The sequence below is a fragment of the Bradyrhizobium sp. GW821-FHT13H06 genome (assembly GCF_058803975.1).
This window is the reverse complement of the sequence record NZ_JBXAPN010000004.1, coordinates 1-18989: the sequence shown is the minus strand read 5'-3', so window position 1 is coordinate 18989 and position 18989 is coordinate 1. Positions and strand designations below refer to the sequence as shown.

Here is an 18989-nt window from a genome sequence, read left to right as displayed (position 1 = left end):
TGTATCCTCCCACTTAGAATCTGGACTCGAAGGCGGTCCAGCTGTTCGACAAAGTATCGCGATGATGTTCGGCGGCAATCCCGATGAGGGCATGGGCCCGGTCGCGATGAGAAAGCCCGCGGAGGTCGGCCGCGCCGTTCTCGGTAACGATGATGTCGGTGTCCATGCGTCCGAGCGATACGGGGCCGGCGCCGCCATTCGGTCCGACGATACGGCTGATGGTGCCACCAGCGGCAGTCGCCGGAAGTGCGATGATCCGCAGACCGCAGCCGCACCAGGCGCCGCGCGCGAAGTCCGAAGCGCCGCCCGGCCCCGAAATGAGGCCTTGAGCCGTCATCTCGGCATAGACCTGACCAAACAGGTCGACCTCGATCGCGGAATTGACCGCCACGAACCGATCGATATCGGCGACGACCCTCGGACCATGGGTGTTCGAGACGGGCGTGAACGCGAAGGAGGAGCTCGAGACGGCGGAATAGAGCCGTTGAGAGCCGATGGCGACGCCGCCGGTGACAGCACAGCCGGAGGCGAGGGCACCTGCGTCGGCGAGATCGAGGACGGCATCTCCGATCAGTCCAGAATGGATTCTGATGTCGCGGTGGCGGGTCAAAGCGCGCAGGACGGCGGTCGGGATCTTTCCGAGTCCTGTCTGTACGGTCCCGCCGTTCGGAATAAATCCAGCGACATGGCTGGCGATGGTTTGGGCAACCGGGTCAGGCGTCCCCTCGCTGAAGCCGAGCAGCCGCTGTTCTGCCTCGATCACCGCTGTCAGTTCGGAAAGGGGAATGCCGTGATGGCCATGCGTTCTCGGCATCAGCGGATTGATGTGCGCAATCCGAACGGGAATGCGAGGCCAGATGTCCGCAAGGAAATCCGCGATGGGACCGAAACTGCACATGCCGTTGTCATCGGGCGGAGCGACCATGAACAGCGCAGCGTCTATCTGCACGGTCCGCAAGCGCGCGAGGATGTCGCCATAGCAAAGAGGAAAGAACGACACCGCGCCGCCAGCAGCCCTGAGCTCGGGCGTCATGAAGAACGTCTCGACCCGGCAGCGCGGATTGGCGAGATATGTCCGAGTGTTCAAGCCGGGGACAAAGATGCCGGTGAACGTCATGGCACCGAGGGCCTCGCCGGCGCACATCACCGCATCGGCGAGAAGGAGGGATTCTCCGGAACAGGCGACCACGAGGGTACGCCCGTCCGGAGGCAGGACGGAGGCGAGCGAAGCGGGCTCAAAGCGACGAGGCGCCACGTTCGCTCTCCGGTCGATCACTTCGCGTATTTGTGGAAGTCGGGTTTGCGCTTCTCGTTGAACGCGCGGACGCCTTCCTTCGATTCCTCGGTCTCGTAGAACAGCTTCACGGAGTAAAGTGAAGCCATGCTGATGCCGCGGATGTTCTCGCTGTCGGCATTGAACGACCGTTTGGCGAGAGCGAGCGCAGTGGGTGACCGCTCCGCAAGCGTGTCCGTCCAGACCTTGACCGCTGCGTCGAGTTCGGCCGCCGGCACGACCTTGTTGACCAGGCCCATGTCATAGGCTTGCTGCGCGCTATAGCGCTCGTTCAGATACCAGATCTCACGGGCGCGCTTGTCGCCGACGTGCCGGGCAAGCAGGGCGGTGCCCCAACCCGGATCGACCGATCCGACCTTTGGTCCGACCTGGCCAAAAACGGCGGTGTCCGCCGCGATGGTGAGATCGCATAGGGTCGCGAAAACGTTGCCGCCGCCGATGGCAAAGCCGTTCACGCGAGCGATCACCGGCTTCGGCACGTCGCGGATGATCGACTGGAATTCGTCGATGGGCAGACCCACGATGCCGCGGCCGTCATACTGGCCTTCATGCGCGCTTTGATCGCCACCGGTGCAGAAGGCCTTGTCGCCTGCGCCCGTCAGAACGATGCTCGATACGCCCTTGTCGTCGCCGGCAATCTGGAACGCGCGGATGAGCTCGTCGATCGTCTTGGCGCGGAAGGCGTTGTAGAGCTTGGGGCGATTGATGATGACCCAGGCGGCGCGGTCGCGCTTTTCGTAGACGATGTCTTCGAATGTCGGCAGATTGGTCATGGTTTCCTCTCTTGCGCGCACGAAAAGGCGCGCTGCTGGGTCGAAAGTCTTGATGGGAAGGACCGCGGTCGCGGTCAGATCATGTTCATGCCGCCGGCGACGGAGATGGTCTGTCCCGTCATGAAGCCAGCGTCGTCGGAGGCGAGAAATGCGACGATACCTGCGTAATCCTCCGGCTCACCCATCCGCTTGAGCGGGATGCCGCGAACCATCGCGTCCTTCCACTTCACCGCCTGCTCGCCTTCGCCGAGAACGGCCGCCATCATCGGCGTATTGGTCGGGCCGGGGCAGACTGCGTTGAGGAGGACGCCCTTGCTGGCGAGTTCGCGTGCCACCGATTTGGTGAAGCTGATCAGGCCACCCTTGCAGGCCGAGTAGACGGCCTCGTTGCTGGTACCGACGCGGGCCGCATCCGACGCGATGTTGATGATGCGCCCGGCCCGGCGTTCGACCATGAGCGGCGCAACCACGTGGTGGGTATTGAGCGGGCCAAGCATATTTATGCGAATGATCTTGTCCCAGAGCGCCTGGTCAGTCGCGAGGAAGGGCATCGGCTTGTCCCAGCCGGCGTTGTTGACGAGGGCCCAGATCGGACCGAGTTCGGCTTCAACCTTGCCCACGGCATCCTTGACCGCCGCGTAATCGCCGACGTCGAGCTCGTAGGTCTTGATGGTGGTGCCCGCACCCGCCAGCTTGGCGGTCTCGGCGCCGGCTTCAGGCTTGAGATCGAAAATGGCGACCTTGCATCCTTCCTGCGCCAGGCGAAGGCTAAGCGCGCGGCCTATGCCTTGTCCTCCGCCCGTGACGATCGCTACCTTGTCTTTCAATCCACGCATCGCAAGTCTCCGTGTTTCATCCCATGAGGTCCAATTCGGCGCCTTCGGCCTCTTCGGCTTCACCGCCCAGCATCTCGAGCAGCGTATCCTTGAGTGTGCGCAGCGTATCCGCCGCCTGATTCAGTTGCTCCTCAGGTACGCGGCTTAGAATTTCAAGCTCGACCGCTTCGACGTGTTCGCGAATGGTGTTAACCATCTTTGCGCCGGCGCGGGTCAGATACACGCGTCGGGCGCGCCCATCATTTCGGTCGGCGCGACGTTCGATGAAGCCAGCAGCTTCCATGCGATCGAGCAGACCGCCGATCGCCACTTTTGTCAGATCAAGATCTGCTGCAAGGGCAGTTTGTGTCATGCCATCACGCCGCGAAAGGAAGGCGAGCACCCACCATTGAGAACGGGTGATGCCGAGTGGCTTCAGCGACCTGTCGACGACGACCCGTCGCAGACGCGAGACGTCGTGAATGAGGAAGCCGAAGCGGAGGCTTGAATTGAGATCTCTAGCCATCGAAGGTCCTTACGGATGCGACCGCCCTTGGTCGAGTTCCGGGGCGGCGCGCCATTCCGTCGTCATTCGCGCCGTGCCCTCGATTTCGGGCGGTCCTTGAACATTTCTCTCGCGATGATGGTCTTCATCACCTCGATCGAACCGCCGGCGATTTTGACGACGCGTGCGTCGGCATAAGCCCGGCAGATCGGGTATTCCCACATATAGCCCCATCCGCCGAAAAGCTGCAGGCATTTGTCGACGGTCTCGCAGTGCAGCTCCGACGTGACCATCTTGGCCATGGCGGCATCGACGGCATCCAGCTTTCCGGAGATGAACAGGTCGATGCATCTGTCGGTGAACACCCTGGCCATGGTGGCCCGGGCCTTCAGATCGGCGAGAACGAACTGGGTGTTTTGAAAATCGGCGATGGTCTGGCCGAATGCCTTGCGCTCGGTCGTGTAGTCGACCGTCCATCCGATCACGGTCTCGGTGACCGTCGCGGAGCGGATCGCCTGGGCGAGGCGTTCCTGCGCCAGCTTGGTCATCATGTGCTGAAAGCCGCGCCCCTCAGAGCCGAGCATGTTGGCGGGGGGCACCCGAACGTTGTCGAAGAATAGCTCGGACGTGTCTTGCGCCTTCATGCCAAGTTTTTCAAGGTTGCGTCCGCGCTGGAAGCCCTCGCGATTGGATTCCACGAGGAAAAGCGTAATCCCATTCGCGCCGGCGGACGTATCCGTTTTGGTCGCCAGCACGATCACGTCGCAGAGCTGGCCGTTGGAAATAAAGACTTTCTGGCCGTTGATCACATACTCGTTGCCGTCGCGTACGGCCTGGGTACGGACCGCCTTAAGATCGCTGCCAGCGTGCGGCTCGGTCATGCCCAATGAACCGATGGCTTCGCCTCGGACCATCTTGGGCAGCCAGTGGCGCTTCTGTTCGTCGGTGCCGAACGAGAGGATGTAGGTCGCGACGAGATCGGTATGGATGAGGAAGCCAGGACCGCTCGCCCCGACGCGCCACAATTCCTCGAACACGACGACGTCGAATAGGTAGTCGAGGCCGGCGCCGCCGAACTCTTCAGGTACCGTGCAGCAGAGGAGGCCGGCCGCGCCTGCCTTGAGCCAGAGGTCCCGGGGAACGATGCCGTCTTCCTCCCACTTGGCGTGGAACGGTACGATCTCCTTCTCGACGAAACGACGAACCGTCGCGCGCCAGATCTCATGTTCTTCGCGAAAAATGGAGCGCTCGATCATTGGTGCTCTGCCCGCCTGCCTGTCTCTGCCTTAGGCCCGTTGTGACTTGTCGCGCTCGGTCGACTTGACGATCGCATCACGCGCGGCCTTCCACTGCTCGTCCGTGAGCACCGACAGGTCGGCGAACGTCCCAGGTCCAGCGAGATGTTGACCGCCATCGATCGCGATTGTTTGCCCGGTCAGGTATTCGCAGGCGTCCGACATCAGAAAGATGATGAGGCTTTGCAGCTCGCGCATCTGGCCGAACCGGCGCATCGGAACGGTATCGGCACTGGTCGCGCTGGATTTGGTGTCAGGTAACGGATTGAGCTTTTCCCAGGCGCTCTCGGTTGGAAACGGTCCCGGCGCGGTGGCGTTGAGCCGGATGCCGTAAGGGCCCCATTCGACCGCAAGGGACATCGTCATTGCGTGCAGCGCGGTTTTCGCCATGGCGGAGGGGACGACGAAGGCCGATCCGGTCCAGACCCAGGTTACGAGATTGCTGACCACGGAGCCTTTGAGGCCGCCTGCGATCCATCGCTTGCCGGCCGCCAAGGTGACGTGGAAGCTGCCGTCCATGACGGTGGAGGTGACGGCGCGAAATCCGCGCGGGCTGAGTTCCTTGGTCGGTGCGATGAAATTGGCGGCAGCGTTGTTGAGGAGGCCGGTGAGGGGGCCAACGCTCCAGATGGCCTCCATCATCTGGTCGACCTGGTCGGCATCGCGGATGTCGCAAACGTGCGTGTAAACCTTTGCCTTGTCCGACGGCGCGATCTCGCGGGCCGCAGCTTCCAGCACCTGGGCGCGTCGCCCGCAGATGTGCACGGTGGCTCCCCTGTCCGCCAGCGCCTTGCTGATCTCCTTGCCGAGACCGCTGCCCCCGCCGGTAACCAGGATCGACTTCCCGGCCAACGCATCGGGCCGAAAGATATCCATGCTCATAATAGGGCAAAGCCTCCGTTTATGGCCTTTTTTGACGCTGGTCCGAAAAATTCGTAAACCTATTTACAAGATTGGGCATTGCTGTCAAGTTGCGCGCCTACAAACGAGGGACGGAAATTGCCCACTACGCCAAGTCAATCTCGGACTGGGCGCTTCGTTGCCGCAGTTGGAGCTTATGCCCCGCTGCTGCGGCTGGAGCGCGCCGCTGCCGGTAAGGCTCTCAAATTTTCGGGATTGGGCGGCAGGCCGTCCGGTCGGCGTGCCGTTGCCGGGTGGGACGAAGACGCGTTGACGCTCGCCGTCGAGGCGGCGCGTGGATTGCCGCGGCCTCAGGCCGTGATTTTCGCGTCGACGTCCGCGCCGTTTATCGAGCGGTCGCAAGCGACATTGCTCGTCGATGCTCTCGCCCTCGATCCCAGCGTGCGCACTGCTGACGTGGCCGGCTCGCGCCGATGTGCGGTGTCGGCGCTTCGCGATGCCTTGCTGGGCCGTGGCGATACGCTTATCGCAGCCGGGGAGAAGCGGCCGGCGACCGCTGGCAGTTCGCAGCACCTATCCGACGGCGATGGCGGCGCGGCTGCGTTCGTCTCTGATCGCGGCGCCGCGCAATTGCTCGGCCACGCGAGCCTGTCTCATGACCTCGTTGACATCTACGCATCCCGGGAGCGTCCGCAATTCTATGCGTATGAGGAACGATTCGTCCGCGACGCCGCAATTGGGAAAGTGATCGCGCCGACTATCGATGCCGCCTGCGCTGCGGCGGGGGTCGCGCCCTCGGAGATCGCGCGCGCAGCGGTGCACGAGCCGCTCGCGGGATGCTGGCGCGAGATTTCGCGGTTGACGGGGGTGACTGCTCCGAATGTCGCGGCTGATCTGGCGCAAGCCGTGGGTGATCTCGGAGCGGCGCACGCGCTGTTCGCGTTTGCCGTGGCTTGCGCGGGCGCGCGCGAGGGAGATCTCGTCCTGCTGGCCGGGTTCGGCAGTGGTTGCGATGCGATGGTGTTCCAGCTCACGGGCGAGATGCCGGGCGCTCGCGAAGCGGCGGCGCTACTGAGCAAAGGGGTGGCATTCGATGACTACATGCGCTTCCTCAGCTTGACGGGGGCCGTCCAGCTCGATTGGGGCGTACGATCCGAGTTCGAGCAGAAGGCCCAGGCGACGGTGCTGGAGCGTTACGGCCGCGACATGATCGGCTTCGTCGGCGGCCGCGACGCCGAGGGCAATGTCCAGTTTCCGAAGAGCCGCTTTCCGGTGCGGCCGGACGCCAAGGCTCCCGAGCAGCTCGAGGACGTCCGGCTGGCCGACTGCACTGCCAGGATCGTCTCGGTGACCGCTGACCGGCTCAACTTCACGCCTGATCCACCATTCTGGTTCGGGCTCGTGCAGTTCGACAACGGTGCGCGCGTGATGATGGAGTTCACGGACGGGGACGGCCGCGGATTTTCGGTCGGAGACACGGTGCGACCGCTGTTGCGCATCAAGTCGCGCGACGCCCGGCGCGGGTTCAGGACGTATTTCTGGAAGGCGGCTCCCGCGGACCGTCCCAGCATCGAGGGATAGATATGGCCACAGGCATCAAGGACAAGGTCGCCGTCATCGGCATGGGCTGCACGTCATTCGGGGAGCACTGGAACAAGGGCCCCGAGGACCTGATGGTCGACGCCTTTGTCGAGGCGATTGCCGACGCCGGCATCGAGAAGAGTCAGATCGAGGCTGCCTGGATGGGCAACGCTCTCGATGACATCAACGTCGGCAACAGCGCCTTGCCGCTCGCGCACGCGCTTCGCCTGCGCGGCATACCCGTGTCGCGGGTGGAGAACATGTGTGCCACGGGCTCGGAAGCGTTGCGCGCGGCAAGCTATGCCGTTGCCGCCGGCGCGGTTGACATCGCGCTTGCGGTCGGGGTCGAGAAGCTCAAGGACACCGGTTACGGCGGACTGCCGCTCCGGACCAAGGGCCTGGCCAACGATCTGTGGATGCCCTACGGCTCGGCGCCGGGATCATTCGCGCAATTGGCCGGAGCCTATGCCGCGCGCCACGGTATCGACAAATCCGATCTGAAGCGGGCGATGGCTCATGTCAGCTGGAAGAGCCACCAGAACGCGGCGCTGAACCCGAAGGCGCATCTGCGCAAGGCGGTCGACGTGGAGACCATCCTCAAGGCGCCGATGATCGCCGATCCGCTGGGGCTGTTCGATTGCTGCGGCGTGTCGGACGGCGCAGCCTGCGCCATCGTGACGACGCCTGACATCGCGAAGGGGCTGGGCATCGCCAATCCCGTCACCGTCAAGGCAATCCAATTGTGCGCCAGCCATGGTTGGGAGCTCCAGTATGACGAATGGGACGGAAGTTACGTCGCAAACACGCGGCAGGCTGCGAAGCGCGCCTATGCCGAAGCAGGTGTCGAAGCGCCGCGGCGCGATCTATCGGTCACCGAGGTGCATGACTGCTTCTCGATCACCGAGCTCGTCACGATGGAGGATCTGAATCTCTCCGACGAGGGGCGGGCGCCTTTCGACATTCTGGATGGTCGTTTCGATCGCGCGGGTGCGCAGCCCTGTCAGATTGACGGGGGGCTCAAGTGCTTCGGTCATCCTGTCGGCGCCTCGGGGCTGCGAATGGCTTACGAAGTCTATACTCAATTGCTTGGGCGTGCCGGAGATCGGCAGCGCGGCACGGTCGATCTCGGATTGGTGCACAATCTCGGAGGGGCTCCGTTCAACAGCATCGCGGCGGTCTCGATTCTCGGGCGCCTGCATTAGGAGGAACCGCAAGTGGCGGGGAAATATTTCGAGCAGTTCGAAATCGGCCAGAAGTTCGTTCATGAGGTGCGGCGTACGGTTACCGATATGGACAACATCCTGTTCTCGACGTTGACGCACAATCCTGCGGCGATCCACATCGACCACGAGTACGCGAAAACCACCGAATTCGGGCGTCCACTGATCAATTCGATCTTCACCCTGGGGCTGATCGTCGGCCTGTCGGTGCAGGAGACTACGCTGGGAACGACCGTCGGCAATCTTGGCTGGGAGGAAGTCGCCTTTCCGAAACCTGTCTTTGCCGGCGACACCATCCGCGCGGAGACGACGGTGGTCGCCCTGCGCGACAGCAAATCGAGGCCTCAGCAGGGCATCGTGACCTTCGAGCATCGCGGCTATAACCAGCGGAACGAACTCATTGCGACCTGCAAGCGGGCCGCGCTCATGTTGCGAGTGCCCCGACAATGAGGCTGCGCTCACTATTGTTCGTACCCGGCGATTCCGAACGTAAATTTGCCCGCGGGCGGGAGTCAGGCGCTGACGCCCTGATCCTCGATCTCGAGGACTCCGTGGCGCCTCCCCAGAAGGCAGCGGCTCGAGGTCATGTGGGCCAGCTTCTCGAAGGCCAGGCGTCCCGTGACTGGGCGTTCTTCGTACGCGTCAACGCGCTCGATACCGGCTTGACGCTCGACGACATGGCCGCGGTGGTCAAACCCGGGCTGGACGGGCTGCTGATCCCCAAGGCCAACGGTGCCGCGGACATCGAGCGCATCGCTTATTACCTCGATGCCCTCGAGGTGAGGTCGGGCATGGAGCGCGGTTCGGTGCGGATTGCCGTGGTTTGTACCGAGACCCCGCGGGCAATGTTTGCGCTGGGCTCCTACGCGCCAGCACACCCGCGGCTCGCGGCGCTGACTTGGGGCGCAGAAGATCTGTCTGCGGTGATCGGTGGGACCGACAACAAGGAAAGCGACGGGAGCTGGACCTGGCCGTATCAGGTGGCAAGGACGCAATGCTTGTTCGCCGCGGCCGCAGCGGAGGTCGCGCCGATCGATACGCTCTTTGCGGACTTCAGGGATTCGGAAGGGCTCGAGCGCGATTGCCGTCGCTCGCGACGAGACGGCTTCGTCGGGCGCGTGGCGATTCACCCCGACCAGGTTCCTGTGATCAACCGGTGTTTTGCGCCGTCCGAGGCCGAGATTGCGCAGGCGCGCAAGATTGTCGCGGCGTTCGAAGCCAATCCGGGGGCCGGAACGCTCGGGATCGACGGCAAGATGTACGACATTCCCCACCTGAAGGCCGCGCGAAAGACGCTGGCTTCTCTCTAGGTTCAGCTGGTTTGCGAAGAGCATATGCCCATGACGGAAGTGAGACCCTTACCGACGGACGACGAACGAAATGCGATCCGCGAGGGCGTGCGCGCGGTCGTCACCCGGTTCGATGACGAGTACTGGCTCGCACGCGACGAAGACGGCAAGTTCCCGCATGAATTCCATCGCGCCATGGCCGAGGCCGGTTGGCTGGGCATTACGATGCCCGAGGAGTACGGCGGATCCGGGCTTGGTGTCACTGAAGCCGCCATCATGATGCATGAGGTGGCAAGCCATGGCGGGGGAATGGCGGCGGCTTCGACCGTTCATATCAACCTCTTCGGACCGCATCCGATCGTGGTGAAAGGCACGCCCGAGCAGAAGGCGCGTTGGGTGCCGCAGCTGATCGCCGGCAAGGACCAGTGCTGCTTCGGCTTTACCGAGCCGGACGCTGGGTTGAACACGACGCGGATCAAGACTTTCGCCGAGAAGGTCAAGGGCGGCTACATCGTGCGTGGCCAGAAGGTGTGGACGTCGACGGCACAGGTCGCCAACAAGATCATGCTGCTGACGCGCACCACGAAATACGAGGATTGTGCGCGGCCGACCGACGGCATCACGATCTTCTACACGGATCTGGATCGCAGCAAGATCGATGTCCAGCGCATTCCCAAGATGGCGCGTAAAGCCGTGGATTCGAATGCGATCTTCATCGACGGACTCTTCATACCCGAAGAGGACAGGATCGGCGAGGAAGGCAAGGGCTTCTCGTATATCCTGCATAGCCTCAACCCGGAACGCGTGCTGATCGCCTCGGAGGCGATCGGGATCGGACAGGATGCATTGCGCAGGGCGACCCGCTATGCCCAGGAGCGCGTCGTGTTCGACCGGCCGATCGGGCAGAACCAGAGCATCCAGCATCCGCTGGCCGAGAATTGGATGTATCTCGAATCCGCGTGGCTGATGGCGGTAAAGGCGGCTGAGCTTTACGACCAGGGACTGCCGTGCGGAGCCGAAGCGAATTCGGCGAAGTTCCTCGGCGCCCGCGCCGGGCACGACGCCGCCTGGCAGGCGGTCATGACCCATGGCGGCTTCGGCTATGCCAAGGAATATCACGTCGAGCGGCTCTATCGCGAGGTCTCGCTCACGCGGCTCGCGCCGATCACCGAACAGCTCATCCTCTCGTTCGTGGCCGAGAAGGTTCTTGGCCTGCCAAAAAGCTATTGAGGCGCACACTATGGGAATTATGGACGGAAAGGTCGCACTGGTCACGGGCGCGGGCCGTGGGGTCGGACGAGGCATCGCGTTGGCGTTCGCCAAAGCGGGGGCGGCCGTGGTGGTCAACGATCTCGGGGTCAATCTTGCAGGCGAGGCCGGCGAGAGCACGCCGGCCAAGGAGGTGGCTGACGAGATCAATGCGGCCGGGGGCCGGGCCGTCGCCAACACGGACAGCGTCACAAGTGCGAAGGGCGCTCAATCCATGGTGCAGATGGCGATCGACACGTTCGGCCGGATCGATGCTGTCGTGAACAATGCCGGGAATCTGCGCGATGGACTGTTTCACAAGATGACGGAGGAGGAGTTCGAATCCGTCATCAGCGTTCATCTGCGAGGCAGCTTCCACGTCAGCCGCGCCGCGGCGCCGTTCTTCAAGACCCAGGCGTCAGGTGCTTACGTTCACATGACGTCGACATCCGGGCTGGTCGGCAATTTCGGGCAAGCCAACTACGCGGCGGCCAAGCTGGGCATCGTCGGCCTGTCGAAATCAATTGCTCTCGACATGCAGCGCTTCAACGTCCGCTCGAATGCCGTCGCGCCATTCGCATGGACCCGCATGATCGATTCCATTCCAACCAATACGCCGGAGCAGCAACAGCGCGTCGACGGCCTGAAGAAGCTGGTGCCGGAGAAGATCGCGCCGTTCGTGGTCGCGCTCGCAAGCGATGCGGCGGCACATGTCACCGGACAGATCTTCGGGGTCAGGAACAACGAGATCTACCTGTTCTCGCAGCCGCGTCCCGTCCGCACCGCGCACACGGCAGAGGGGTGGACGCCGGAGACGGTGATCGACCGAGTGTTTCCGATGTTTGCGAACGATCTCTATCCGCTGCATCGCTCGGCCGACATCTTCACTTGGGATCCCGTCTGATGAACGTGGAAGCCCGCGCGCGGGAGAAAAGCAGCGTGAAGTCCAATCGGGATGTCGCAAAGCGGTTGCGCAGCGGCCTGAAGATCCCTGTCATGGCTGCACCGATGTTCATCGCGTCAACCCCCGATCTTGTGATCGCGCAATGTCGTTCTGGCATCATCGGCTCCATCCCGGCGCTGAATGCGCGCACCAGCGCAGAGCTTGACAATGACCTGACACGGATCGAGCAGGGGCTGGAAGGATGTCAGATTCCCTATGCGGTCAATCTGGTGGCGCACAAGTCGAATGACAGGCTCGACGCCGATCTGGAACTGACGATCAAGCATCGGGTGCCGATCGTGGTTCTGGCGCTGGCGGCAAGTGCGAAGATCGTGGATGCCATTCACGGCTACGGCGGCATCGTGCTCAACGATGTGATCAATGATCGCCAGGCGCGCAAATGTGCAGATATCGGGGTTGATGGCATCATCGCCGTCGCGACCGGCGCCGGTGGTCACACCGGCAATGTGTCTCCATTTGCGCTGATGGCGGAGATCCGCGAATGGTGGCGCGGGCTCTTGATCCTCTCGGGCTGTATCGCCACGGGAAGCGCCATATTGGCAGCTGAGGCGCTCGGGGCGGATCTGGCCTATGTCGGTTCGCCCTTCCTGGCCTCGACCGAGGCCAACACGGAGCCGGCTTTCAAGCAGATGATCGTGGATTGCGCGGCCAAAGATGTCGTGATCGCCAATTGCTTCACGGGGGCCAATGCGTCCTTCTTGCTGCCCTCCGTGACAGCCAACGGACTGGACCCCGCATCGTTGTGGCGCCCGGATCGCGGGGCAGTTGACATCTCGGGCGGTGGATCCGATCGGAAAGCCTGGCGCGATATCTGGAGCGCGGGGCAGGGCATTGGCGCGGTCAAACGGGTCGAACCTGCTGCCGACTTCATTGCATGGCTGGCCGACGATTACGCTCGGGCGCGGCGCGCGATTGCCGCAGTGTAGCGCTCTGCGCTGCCCCTGGGAGCCCCGGAATGGAAGACGGCAGAGCGGGGAGCCGCTTTGCCTGATCCTTTGATTGCGGCTGGCTGGTTCGCGCCGTCAGATCGGCGGATGCTGCTGCACCTCGGCGTACTTCTCGTAGCCCTTGCCGACGCCGTACTCGATGATGCCGTATCCGACCTCGTCGCCATCGACGACTTCGATCACGTGGTCGGAAAGTGTGCGCACCAGCCGCCGCGTGTCCGGGTCAGCGAGGGTCCAGACATCGTGCTCCGAGTAGAATTTGCCCTTGTCGTCGCCGTGGAACCAGCCGCGCAGGCCGCCGTACAAGCCCCCCTTGAGGAAGTAGCGTGCCGGCAACGTGCGGACCTCCACCTTCCGGTGGGTTCCATCCGAGAACACGGCGTCGAACACGGCGCGCTCGACCGTTTGGCCGTGAGGATCGTTGGCCCAGACGACGTCGTGAGCGATTCCAGCCAATTTCCGCGTCGTCCTCGACCGCTCGCCGATGGTCGTCACCTCCTCGCCGGAGATGTAGATGAGGTCGCCGGGGGCGCGCTCCTTAAAGAACAGGTGCAGGCCGCGGTTGGCGAATTGCGCCGTCGTCCAGCAGTAGAAGAAAGGCGGATAGAACGTGACGGGCGGGCTCGTCTCGTCGGTGCGCATCTCGCCGCGAATTCCCCAGGAATGATCACGTTGACCGAGCCAGCGCGCGGCCTCGATGTCACGGCGCTTGCCGTCGACCGCGATCCAGCCGCGGTAGGCGCCGAGCTGTTGGGCGCGCGCCATGTGCTCCGTAACCCGGCCATTACGACGGCGGAAATGCTCTTCCTCCTCGTGTGGGTTCATGGTGGCGACGAATTCGATGTCGAACGCGAGGCTGGACTCGTTCGGCTCGAGCAGAAGGCGATGGCGTCGCAGCCCTTCGAGGATCTGGATGTGGAGGGGGCCGATCGAGGTGGTGAGCGGATTCGGCCGCATCCTGCGGGAGACCCTGAAGTTGTGCTGCCGGCCGTCGACGGTAACGCCGGCGAAGCCGTCCATCACGTTGCGGTTCGGGTGCCAGCCGAGCCCAACGTCGAAGATGAAATCGCCGTCCGGCTTCGGGTGACCGGTGTACCAGTAGCGCTCCATCCAGCTCGGATCGCTGTTCATGACGTGGTCGAACGTCGTGGGAAGCTGGTGCCCGATAAAGTCGTCTTGAGCTGATAGCATGCGGGTATTCCTCTTCAGTCTTCGCGGCCCCGCGAAATCTCGGTGAACATCGGTTTGGCGCTGGTTTCGATGTCCCACTTGAGCTGGCGGTTGAGATAGTCGTCCAGGATGGTCTCCACTTGAGCCACGACGCCGGCGGGCAGGCTGTCGCGGCGTTCGGCCAGCCAGTCGATCATGTGGCAGAGCTGCTCATCACCGGCGTTGCGCCTGGCCTCCAGCGCGCCTTCATCTGGCAGATCGGGGATATTCGTGACACCCGGCAAAGGCGCGCCGGGTAATTCGCCCGCCATGGCCTGAAGTTCCTTGCTGGCCTTGCTGAACGCGATCAGCTGCTCCTGGAAGAAGCGGTTCGACCAGCTGGCGCGGCGCTGGATGCTGTTGAGCATGTAGATGATGCCGATAGCCTGGCCGCGCGCGAACTCCCCTTCGAGGTTGGGAAGGACCTCGCGCCGCAAGGTGGCGATCATCCCGTCGATCAGCCTGGGAAGCGAGTTGTTCACGAGCTGCGCTCCATGATCTTGGCGATCTGGCGAAATACCGGGCCGATCTGCGTCGCCATCGCGGGCATCCGCATGTCGTTGAACAGGCCATCCTCGAAGCACCGCGCCGCCGCCATGTGGGTGAGGGCGAGCTTGAGCAGCGAGAACACGATGTAGAAGTGAAGCGCCGCGCGGTCGATCTTGTAGCCCACTTTGTCCTGATAGCGCGTCAGGAAGGCGTCCTCGTCGGCGAGGGCGCAGACCATGCGGGTGCCGCCGCGATATTGCGGCAAAAACGCCCAGCCAAGGTCCTCGGTCGGATCCCCGAGATGGACCAGTTCCCAATCGAGAATGGCGGAAATCCGCTGATCCTGTTCCAGGAAGTTTCCCAGCCGATAGTCACCATGGACGAGGGTGACGCGGGGAGCCCGCGGCTTGTTGCGGCGCAGCCAAGCGAAGGTTCGATGTGCCATCGGGTGCGCGCGCAGGGCCCAGCGCCGGAACCGCTCCCACCAGAAGTCCAGTTGACGATCGGCGGCGTTGTCCACGGTAATGCGAGGGTCCCACTGCGCCAGCTCGGTGCGCCGCCAATCGAAATTGTGGAGCGCGGCGAGGGAATCGATGAAGTCCGCTGCGAGGCTCTCGCGACGGGCATCATTCATGGCGCCATCGCCACCACCCCAGGGGAGCGGCGTATCGCCGGCGACGCGCTCACAGAAGAAGAACGGAGCGCCCAGGATGGAATGATCGTCGCTGGCCGCGAACGCCCGGGGCACGGGCACGCCGCTGCCCTCCAGCGCGGATAACGATTGGAATTCCGGCATCGCGCTGTAAGGCGCGAAGAGGCCGTAGGGAGGACCGATGCGCAGGATCATGTCGTCGGCGCGCGGATGCCCGCGCAGCTTGACGTCGTAGGTGATCCACGAAAAGCCGGCGGGAAATTTCTGAAGCCGCTCGATGACGATGGGACGCCCCGCGTCCTTGCTAAGAAAATCACCGATCGCAGCCTGCAGGGCCAATGGATCCTCGAACGGCGCGAGACCGCGTTGTGCTGTCTGCGCCAAGCGTCCCGCCGGACGTTCAATATCTTCCTGCTGCCGCGTCACGGCCTGGTCCATGCTCCCTCAAGGGTCCGGGATGAAAGACGATCGATGCGCCGTCTGCCGAGACTTATGATAAACTAGCGCACCAAATTGTCCAGCCGGACATCGGGTCGCAATGTTCGCGGGTTGCGGTGGCATTTTGCACAGTCGCTCTAATGGCTTTGCGCGGCGTAAAAAAGAGCTTGGCACGATGCGGAAGAAAAAGGTAATGTAGTTTACCAAACAAGCAAGATATCGGGTATGGGGAGGCAGCGATGAAGCTCACCGCATTTGAGTTCGCAATCAAGGACGGCGTTGCGCATATTACCTTGAATCAAGCCGAGCGCGGCAACCCGCTGGACGGACAGTTCGCCGAGGATTTGAACAGGCTTGCGACGGAATGCACGGTCAATCCGGACGTCAGGTCCGTGCTCATTGATGCCAAGGGCCGCTTTTTCAGCGTGGGGGGGGATCTCAACTCGCTGGCGCGCGACCGGCATGATCTGGCGAATTTCGTGTCGACTGCGACGGCCGACCTGCACATGGCGATTTCGCGCTTTGCGAGGATGAACGCACCTGTCGTCATGGCAGTCCATGCCCTGGCCGCGGGCGGAGCTGTGGCGCTGGTCGCAGGCGCGGATTTCGTGCTGGCATCGCCGGCGGCGAAGTTCTACGCGGCCTTCGCTGGGATAGGCATCGTGAGCGACAGCGGCGGCTCATATTATCTTCCGCGGCGCATGGGCAGCCGGCGGGCGTCGCAATTTCTGATGCTGAACGAGACGCTCTCGGCCGACGAAGCCGCCGCAGCGGGTTTGATCAACCGGGTCGTCGCTGCGGAGTCCCTTAACGACGAGGTCTGGGCGCTCGCCAGGCAATTGGCGGTCGGCCCGACGCTGGCCTTTGGCGAGATCAAGAATCTCCTGATCAGCAGCGAGACCGAGGGCTTGGAAGGACAGCTCGAGAACGAGGCGAGGGCCATGGCGCGCATCACTCGGACCGAGGATGCGTGGAATGCCATGCAGGCGGTTCTCGGCAAGCGGAAGCCGACTTTCGAGGCGCGTTAGGGCAATCGGCTCTTCTATCGAAGTCTGTTGAGGTGACCAGAAGGACCAGATCGAATGCTGCTCAATGAGGATCAACTGGCAATTCGCGACCTGGCGCGCCGTTTCGCGCGGCAGCGGCTTGCTCCGAGCTATCAGGCGCGCGAACGAGCGGCAGTCATGGATCGCGATCTCGTCAGGGAGCTGGGTGACCTCGGCCTGCTGGGAGTGGATTTGCCGGAAGAGTTCGGCGGTCTGGCGGCACCGGGCGTTACCGCAGGCGTGATCGCCGAGGAACTGGCCTATGGCGATTTCAACATCAGCACCGTGCAGGTCAACGTCTCGCTGCTGGGTGCCATCCTCGCCAACAGCGGTTCCCCGGATCTCGTCCAGGAATGGCTGCCGCGCATGATCAGCGGCGAGAAGCTGCTCGGCATTTGCGTCACCGAGCCGGGCGGGGGGTCGGACGCGGGCAATATGAAATTGCGCTGCCGCCGCGAAGGCGATCACTACGTCCTGAACGGTGAAAAGACCTCGATCACCTTCGCCGATTGCGCCGACGCCTTCATCGTCTTCGCACGCACCGGCACGGCCGAAAGCGGCGCCGGCGGCATCACGGCGATGGTCGTTTCGGCGGACAGCCCGGGTCTGTCGCGTACGCGGTTCAACGACGTCGGAAGCCGGATCATCGGCCGCGGGTCGGTGTTCTTCGACAATGTCCGTGTCCCCGTGGCCAACCGTCTCGGCGCGGAGAACCAGGGCTTCACTCATGTGATGCGCGGGTTCGACTACAGCCGCGCGCTGATTGCGTTGGAATGCATCGGCTGCGCGCAGGCATCCCTCGACGAGGCCTGGGAGTACACGAAGACGCGCAACGCCTTCAACGCGCCGATCGCCCAGTACCAGGGCGTGACGTTTCCGCTCGTCGAATATGAAAGCCAGTTGGCCGCGATCCGGCAATTGTCCTATCACGCGATCGCGCTGCGCGATGCCGGGCAACCTCACACCGCGGAGGCGGCGATGGTGAAATGGATGGGACCGAAGACCGCTTTCGACACCATCCATCAGTGCCTGCTGACCTTCGGCCACTACGGCTGGACGCTGGAATCACCGCATCAGCAACGCATGCGCGACGTGATGGGGCTGGAGATCGGGGACGGCACCGCGGGCATCATGAAGCTGATTGTCGCCCGCGAACGCATCGGCCGCGCCGCCGTGCAATACGCCAAGCGATAACGCCGATAGACGGGTCTTGGAGGCAGAGCCTTCCCGGGCCCGATATCCGGGAGGTAGGCAAGATGACGGGGACCGTGAACCTGCAGATGCGGCTCGTTACCCGTCCGAAGGGCGTGCCCCAGCTGGCGGACTTCGCGCTGGTGCGCGAACCGGTCAGGCGCCCGGCGGACGGCGAGATCCTCGTGCGCAACCATTATCTGTCGGTTGATCCGGCGCAACGCGGATGGGCCAATGATGAAGGCAACTACAGCGCTCCTGTGCCGCTCGATACGCCGATGCGCGCGCTCGCGGTCGGCGAGGTCGTCGAGAGCCGCAGTCCCGGCATCGGAGAGGGCGACATCCTGTACGGATGGTTCGGGTGGCAGTCACATTGCACGACGACGCCCGATGCGATCCTGCGGCGGGTGACGCCGTCGGCGCTGCCGCTCAGCGCAAATCTCAGCCTGCTCGGCATCAACGGCCTGACGGCCTATCTCGCGTTCAACGGTCTTGGCAAGCCGCAGCCGGGCGAACATGTGCTGGTGTCGACGGCGGCCGGCAGCGTCGGCAGTTTCGTCGGGCAACTGGCCCGACTTGCCGGGTGCAGGCCGGTCGGTCTGACCAGCTCGGCGGAGAAGGCGGCGCTGGCGCGGGAGCGGTACGGCTATGCCGACATGATCGACTACCGCAGCGAGAACGATCTGGCGGCGGCCATTCGCCGCGCGTGCCCTGACGGCAACGACATCTTCTTCGACAACACCGGTGGCGCAATCGCCGATGCGGCCATTCGATCGATGCGCAGGGGCGGGCGGATGATTCAGTGCGGGACGGCATCGATCGCGTCCTGGTCGCCGCCGCCGACGGGTCTGCGTCCCGAACGCGAGGTGCTGACACGTCGCCTGCATTGGGCGGGATTTATAATCTTCGATCATGTCGCGGCCTTTCCGGAGGCCGCCGACGAACTGACGCGCCTCGCCTTGGGTGGCGGCCTCGTCTACGACGAGGATGTTCTTCTTGGACTGGAACAGGCGCCGGCAGCATTGGCGGGCCTGTATGAAAGCAGAAACCGCGGCAAGCCGATCATCCGGCTCGAGGCCGCGACTTAGCGTCGGGAGAGGATCGATGAAGGTCTTAGTGCCGGTAAAGCGGGTGGTCGATTACAACGTCAAGGTCCGCGTCAAGGGCGATGG

Annotated in this window: 19 protein-coding genes; 10 read left to right on the top strand and 9 right to left on the bottom strand. The window is 63.4% G+C overall.

The features are described 5' to 3' along the window. Positions 1-13: 13 nt before the first annotated feature. From AC1RQP_RS17600 to AC1RQP_RS17575, 6 genes are all read right to left on the bottom strand, one after another. A complete protein-coding gene (locus AC1RQP_RS17600; protein WP_492937897.1) occupies positions 14-1255 on the bottom strand; it encodes an acetyl-CoA hydrolase/transferase family protein in 1242 nt (413 codons plus the stop codon). A gap of 17 nt (positions 1256-1272) precedes the next feature. Then, positions 1273-2067 (bottom strand): enoyl-CoA hydratase-related protein, encoded by a 795-nt coding sequence (locus AC1RQP_RS17595; protein WP_492937896.1) that lies wholly within the window; start codon positions 2065-2067, stop codon positions 1273-1275. 74 nt (positions 2068-2141) lie between these two features. Beyond that, positions 2142-2903, bottom strand: coding sequence for an SDR family oxidoreductase (locus tag AC1RQP_RS17590; protein WP_459606376.1), 762 nt, complete (start codon positions 2901-2903; stop codon positions 2142-2144). A gap of 16 nt (positions 2904-2919) precedes the next feature. Next, entirely contained in the window at positions 2920-3408 is a 489-nt protein-coding gene (locus tag AC1RQP_RS17585; RefSeq protein WP_440640837.1) for a MarR family winged helix-turn-helix transcriptional regulator, read from the bottom strand. 62 nt (positions 3409-3470) lie between these two features. Beyond that, positions 3471-4643: an acyl-CoA dehydrogenase family protein gene (locus AC1RQP_RS17580; protein WP_061879097.1), complete on the bottom strand. Its 1173-nt coding sequence runs from the start codon at positions 4641-4643 to the stop codon at positions 3471-3473. 30 nt (positions 4644-4673) lie between these two features. Continuing rightward, positions 4674-5564, bottom strand: coding sequence for an SDR family oxidoreductase (locus tag AC1RQP_RS17575; protein WP_492937895.1), 891 nt, complete (start codon positions 5562-5564; stop codon positions 4674-4676). Positions 5565-5852: 288 nt separating this feature from the next. On the opposite strand from AC1RQP_RS17575, the gene AC1RQP_RS17570 reads away from it, so the two are divergent. Genes AC1RQP_RS17570 through AC1RQP_RS17540 form a run of 7 tightly spaced genes read left to right on the top strand, consistent with a single transcriptional unit; the run spans position 5853 to position 12771 of the window. Further along, positions 5853-7124: a hypothetical protein gene (locus tag AC1RQP_RS17570; RefSeq protein ID WP_492937894.1), complete on the top strand. Its 1272-nt coding sequence runs from the start codon at positions 5853-5855 to the stop codon at positions 7122-7124. Between the two features lie 2 nt (positions 7125-7126). Beyond that, positions 7127-8326 (top strand): acetyl-CoA acetyltransferase, encoded by a 1200-nt coding sequence (locus AC1RQP_RS17565; RefSeq protein ID WP_061879094.1) that lies wholly within the window; start codon positions 7127-7129, stop codon positions 8324-8326. 12 nt (positions 8327-8338) lie between these two features. Next, complete coding sequence (locus AC1RQP_RS17560) at positions 8339-8794, top strand: MaoC family dehydratase (protein WP_061879093.1); 456 nt, start codon at positions 8339-8341, stop codon at positions 8792-8794. Positions 8795-8796: 2 nt separating this feature from the next. Then, positions 8797-9654, top strand: a complete 858-nt coding sequence (locus AC1RQP_RS17555; RefSeq protein ID WP_492938415.1) for an HpcH/HpaI aldolase/citrate lyase family protein — start codon at positions 8797-8799, stop codon at positions 9652-9654. Between the two features lie 30 nt (positions 9655-9684). Then, positions 9685-10863, top strand: coding sequence for an acyl-CoA dehydrogenase family protein (locus AC1RQP_RS17550; protein WP_492937893.1), 1179 nt, complete (start codon positions 9685-9687; stop codon positions 10861-10863). 10 nt (positions 10864-10873) lie between these two features. Further along, a complete protein-coding gene (locus AC1RQP_RS17545; RefSeq protein WP_492937891.1) occupies positions 10874-11785 on the top strand; it encodes an SDR family NAD(P)-dependent oxidoreductase in 912 nt (303 codons plus the stop codon). Next, a complete protein-coding gene (locus tag AC1RQP_RS17540) occupies positions 11785-12771 on the top strand; it encodes an NAD(P)H-dependent flavin oxidoreductase (protein WP_492937890.1) in 987 nt (328 codons plus the stop codon). Before AC1RQP_RS17545 ends, AC1RQP_RS17540 begins: the two co-directional genes overlap by 1 nt. 96 nt (positions 12772-12867) lie before the next feature. Here AC1RQP_RS17540 and AC1RQP_RS17535 read toward each other — a convergent pair whose 3' ends face one another. The 3 genes from AC1RQP_RS17535 to AC1RQP_RS17525 are packed head-to-tail and all read right to left on the bottom strand — an operon-like array spanning position 12868 to position 15580. After that, a complete protein-coding gene (locus tag AC1RQP_RS17535) occupies positions 12868-13983 on the bottom strand; it encodes an Rv3169 family protein (RefSeq protein ID WP_440640831.1) in 1116 nt (371 codons plus the stop codon). Between the two features lie 14 nt (positions 13984-13997). Beyond that, positions 13998-14450, bottom strand: coding sequence for a hypothetical protein (locus AC1RQP_RS17530; protein WP_492937889.1), 453 nt, complete (start codon positions 14448-14450; stop codon positions 13998-14000). 29 nt (positions 14451-14479) lie between these two features. Next, complete coding sequence (locus tag AC1RQP_RS17525) at positions 14480-15580, bottom strand: phosphotransferase family protein (protein ID WP_492937888.1); 1101 nt, start codon at positions 15578-15580, stop codon at positions 14480-14482. A 239-nt stretch (positions 15581-15819) separates the two neighbouring features. Between AC1RQP_RS17525 and AC1RQP_RS17520 the strand changes: the two genes are divergently transcribed. From AC1RQP_RS17520 to AC1RQP_RS17510, 3 genes are all read left to right on the top strand, one after another. Next, positions 15820-16608 (top strand): enoyl-CoA hydratase/isomerase family protein, encoded by a 789-nt coding sequence (locus AC1RQP_RS17520; RefSeq protein ID WP_492937886.1) that lies wholly within the window; start codon positions 15820-15822, stop codon positions 16606-16608. A gap of 54 nt (positions 16609-16662) precedes the next feature. Beyond that, positions 16663-17820 (top strand): acyl-CoA dehydrogenase family protein, encoded by a 1158-nt coding sequence (locus AC1RQP_RS17515; protein ID WP_492937885.1) that lies wholly within the window; start codon positions 16663-16665, stop codon positions 17818-17820. A gap of 74 nt (positions 17821-17894) precedes the next feature. Continuing rightward, the gene (locus tag AC1RQP_RS17510; RefSeq protein ID WP_492937884.1) at positions 17895-18905 is read left to right on the top strand and encodes an NADP-dependent oxidoreductase; all 1011 of its coding nucleotides are present in this window, start codon (positions 17895-17897) and stop codon (positions 18903-18905) included. The last annotated feature ends 84 nt before the right edge of the window (positions 18906-18989 follow it).